The 4,025-nt window shown below is 68.8% G+C and carries 2 protein-coding genes and 1 pseudogene; all 3 read left to right on the top strand.

Annotated elements, in window-relative coordinates:
• Positions 1 to 74: 74 nt before the first annotated feature.
• Entirely contained in the window at positions 75 to 2,399 is a 2,325-nt protein-coding gene (locus AC1VTH_RS07110; protein WP_481335453.1) for a formate C-acetyltransferase/glycerol dehydratase family glycyl radical enzyme, read from the top strand.
• A gap of 13 nt (positions 2,400 to 2,412) precedes the next feature.
• The gene (locus AC1VTH_RS07115) at positions 2,413 to 3,351 is read left to right on the top strand and encodes a glycyl-radical enzyme activating protein (protein ID WP_481335454.1); all 939 of its coding nucleotides are present in this window, start codon (positions 2,413 to 2,415) and stop codon (positions 3,349 to 3,351) included.
• Positions 3,352 to 3,561: 210 nt separating this feature from the next.
• A pseudogene (locus AC1VTH_RS07120) lies at positions 3,562 to 4,025 on the top strand (aminopeptidase); the annotation flags it as partial.

Below are 4,025 nucleotides of genomic sequence, written 5' to 3' on the forward strand. Positions count from 1 at the left end.
CGCGCGGCAGGCGGCAGCGAATCGTCGGCGCGGGAACGCCCCCGGCCGCCCGCGCCCGCCTAAGGAGACGCACGATGCTCACGCCCCGCACCCAAGCCATCAAGGACGCCATCTTCGACGTCCCGCGCGTCGTCGACCTCGAGCGCGCACTGCTCTATACCGAGAGCTGGCGCACCACCGAGGGCGAGCCCACCGTCGTGCGCCGTGCCCGCGCCATCGCTAACGTGCTCGCCAAGCACAAGATTGTCATCGATGACCACGACCTGCTTGTGGGAAACCGCAGCGCCACGCCGCGCGCGGGCGTCGTCTCGCCCGAGATGAGCCCCTACTGGATTGCCGACGAGCTCGACGAGTTCCCCACCCGCCCCCAGGACCAGTTCCAGATCTCTGAGGACACCAAGCGCCGCTACCTCGAGGAGCTGCTGCCCTATTGGAGCGGCCGCTCGCTCATCGACTGGTACCGGGCGCACCTCGACGAGGACGTGGCCGCCGCCGAGGCTGACCAGGTCTTTGCCGTGGCCCAGACCGACAAGGGCCAGGGTCACATCATCTGCGACTTCCCGCTCGTCCTCACGCAGGGCTACGGCGTCATCCTCGATTGCGCCCGCGAGCGCGCCGTGGCAGATCCCGGCAACGCCTTCCTCGAGGCCGCGGTGATCTCGCTCGAGGCGATAGTGGCCTACGTCGGCCGCTATGCCGCGACCGTGCGCGAGCTGGCCGCCACCGCTGCGCCCGAGCGCGCCGCCGAGCTCGCCCGCATCGCTGAGGTCCTCGACCACATCCAGACCAAGCCCGCCCGCGACCTCTACGACGCGCTGCAGATTGTGTGGATCACCGAGGTTGCGCTCATGCACGAGAGCAACGCCTCGTCGCTGTCGCTGGGGCGTGCCGACCAGTACCTGTGGCCCTACTACCAGGCAAGCGTCGCCGCCGGCGCCAGCCCCGAGCAGATCCGTGAGCTGCTCCAGTGCTTCTACCTCAAGTTCTCGACGATCGTGGCCATCCGCTCCACGGGCAGCGCCCGCTTCTTTGCTGGCTTTCCCATCGGCTTCAACCTCGTCGTGGGCGGCGTGGACGAGCAGGGCGCCGACGCCTCCAACGAGCTCAGCTACCTGCTGCTCGACATCCAGAAGGACACGCGCCTGCCACAGCCCAACCTGTCGCTGCGTGTCCACAAGGGCTCGCCCGTCGCGCTGCTGCGCCTCGCCGGCGAGGTCGTGCGCCTGGGTGACGGCCTGCCCCAGTTCTTCAACGACGAGGTTAACATTGGCGCCTTCATGAACCGCGGCGTGTCCCAGACAGACGCGCGCGACTATGCCGTCGTGGGCTGCGTCGAGCTGTCGATTCCCGGGCGCATGTACGGCCTGCACGACATCTCGATGTTCAACCTCGTGCGCTGCCTCGAGCTCACCCTTGCGGAGCACCCGGAGGGCTTCGCGAGCTACGAGGCCGTGGAGGAGGCGCTCAAGGCCACGGTCGCGCGCTACGTGGCCCTCATGGTGCGCGGCTGCAACACCTGCGATCTCGCGCACCGCATGACCTCGCCCACGCCGCTGCTGTCGTGTCTCGTGAGCGACTGCCTCGAGAGCGGCCGCGATGTCACCGAGGGCGGGGCGCGCTACAACCCGTCCGGCGTGCAGGGGGTGGGCACGGCCAACCTCGCCGACTCGCTCGAGACCCTACGCCGCGGCGTCTTTGGCATCACCGGGGCAGACGGCTCCGGCCGCGTCGAGCCCATCGTGGGCTACGGGCGCCTGGCGCAGGCCCTCGCGCGCGACTGGTCCGGCGAGGGCGACGAGCTTCTGCGCCGCCGCATCGTCGACCGCATGCCTAAGTACGGCAACGACGTCGACGAGGTCGACCTGCTCGGCTCTCGCATGCTCGAGTTCTATGCACGCGAGGTCGAGAAGTACGGCAACGTGCGCGACGGCTTCTTCCAGCCGGGCAGCTACACGGTGTCGGCCCACGTGCCGCTGGGTGCCGCCTGCGGGGCCACGCCCGATGGCCGCCACGCCCACGAGGCGCTGGCCGACGGCGGCCTGTCGCCCATGCGCGGCCTCGACAAGCACGGCCCCACGGCGAGCCTCATGAGCGTCTCGAAGCTCAACAACGGCCTTGAGTCCAACGGAGGCCTGCTCAACGTCAAGTTCTCGCCCTCGACACTCGGCGGCGAGCAGGGGCTGGCCAAGCTCTCCGCCTACCTGCGTGCCTTCTGCCGCCTGGGCATCCAGCACATCCAGTTCAACGTCGTCGACAAGGCGGTGCTGCTCGACGCCAAGGCCCACCCCGAGGCGCACCGCGATCTCGTCGTGCGCGTGGCGGGCTACAGCGCCCTGTTCGTCGACCTGGCTCCGGCCCTGCAAGACGACATCATCAACAGGACCGAGCATGAGCTGTAGGGAGGAGAGTGGCATGTCGGCGCAGGCAGAGGGCGTGGACGTCGAGGCCGGCGGTGGATGTCCGAGTGGCGGCGAACCAGCCCGCCTCTGCGTCACGAACGTCCAACGCTTCTCGCTCCACGATGGCGGCGGGATTCGCTCGGTCGCCTTCGTGAAGGGCTGCCCGTTTCGCTGTCCCTGGTGCTGCAACCCCGAGAACCTCTCCTTCGAGCCCGAGGTCGCCTGGCACGGGCGCCTGTGCATCGGCTGCTCGCTGCGCGCGAGCGGCGCCCGCGACGCCAACGGCGCGGGCTGCGACACGTCGTGCGAGGAGTGCCCCACGGGTGCCAAGGAGTGGCTGGGCACCTGGCGCACGACCGACGACCTTGCGCGCGAGCTCCTTCGCGACCTGCCCTTTTATGAGGAGAGCGGGGGTGGCGTCACGGTGTCTGGTGGCGAGTGCCTGGCAGGTGCGGCTCGCCAGCGCGCCGTTCTCGACCTGCTTGGCCGCGTGCACGAGGGCGGTGCCTCGACGGCCATCGAGTCGACGCTCGCCACTTCGCTCACGGTGGCGCCGTCGGAGCTCGTGCGGGCCTGTGACCAGCTGCTCGTTGACTTCAAGGTCGCCGACCGCAAGCGCAGCCTCGAGGTCTGTGGCATCGACGTGGCCGTGCGCGACGGCAATCTCGCCGCGGCGCTTGCTGCGGGGGCCACGGTGGTGGCCCGCATGCCCATCATCCCGGGCTTCACCGACGGCGACGACTGCGTGCGCGCCAACGCTCGCCGCGCCCGCGAGCTGGGGATCGCTCGCGCCGACATCCTGCCGTTTCACCAGCTGGGCGAGAGCAAGTACGCGAGCGTGGGCCGCTCCTACGAGTTGGGCGGCGTGCCGCAGCTCGCCGAGGCGTCCGCCGAGCGCGCCGCGGCCATCGCCGCGTCCGAGGGCCTCGATGTCACCATCCGCGGCGAGTGACGCGCCTGGGACACTAACGCCCGGAGCTATTTCGTCCCACATTACCTGCGGTTTGGGACAGAAAGGCTACGGGCTAATTCGTCCCAAGCTGCGGCCCAATGACGCGACCGTCATCCTCTCGCCACTTGTCCCTTTTGTGTCCGCGCGCTCTCCTATAATTGTGGCGTTCACAACTGCGCTGCTGGGATTGCCCGGCACAAAGGAGGACCCATGGAGCGTGCAAACGCCTGGAAGAAGTACACCGAGCAGCAGGGCGAGGAGCTCGAGGGCCTCGCGGCTCGCTACCGCGGCTTCATCAGCGAAAACAAGACCGAGCGCGAGTGCGTCGCCTCGGCCGTGAAGCTCGCCGAGGCCGCCGGCTACACCAACCTCGAGGATCGCATCGCCGCCGGTACGCCGCTTGCCGCCGGCGACAAGGTCTACGTCAACACGCGCGGCAAGGCCCTCACCCTGTTCAACATCGGCAAGCTGCCCCTCTCGAGCGGCCTCAACATCCTGGGCGCCCACGTCGACTCGCCGCGCCTCGACATCAAGCAGAACCCTGCCTACGAGAAGGCCGACCTCGCGTTTCTCGACACCCACTACTACGGCGGCCTCAAGAGCTCGCTGTGGGTCGCTACGCCGCTCGCCATTCACGGCGTTATCGCGAAAAAAGACGGCAGCGTTGAGCGCGT

It is taken from the genome of Parolsenella sp., from assembly GCF_982402205.1.

What these genes read in the sequence shown, in the direction of transcription:
- AC1VTH_RS07110 (WP_481335453.1), top strand. Translation starts at nt 75, where the DNA reads ATGCTCACGCCCCGCACCCAAGCCATCAAGGACGCCATCTTCGACGTC.
- AC1VTH_RS07115 (WP_481335454.1), top strand. Translation starts at nt 2,413, where the DNA reads ATGTCGGCGCAGGCAGAGGGCGTGGACGTCGAGGCCGGCGGTGGATGT.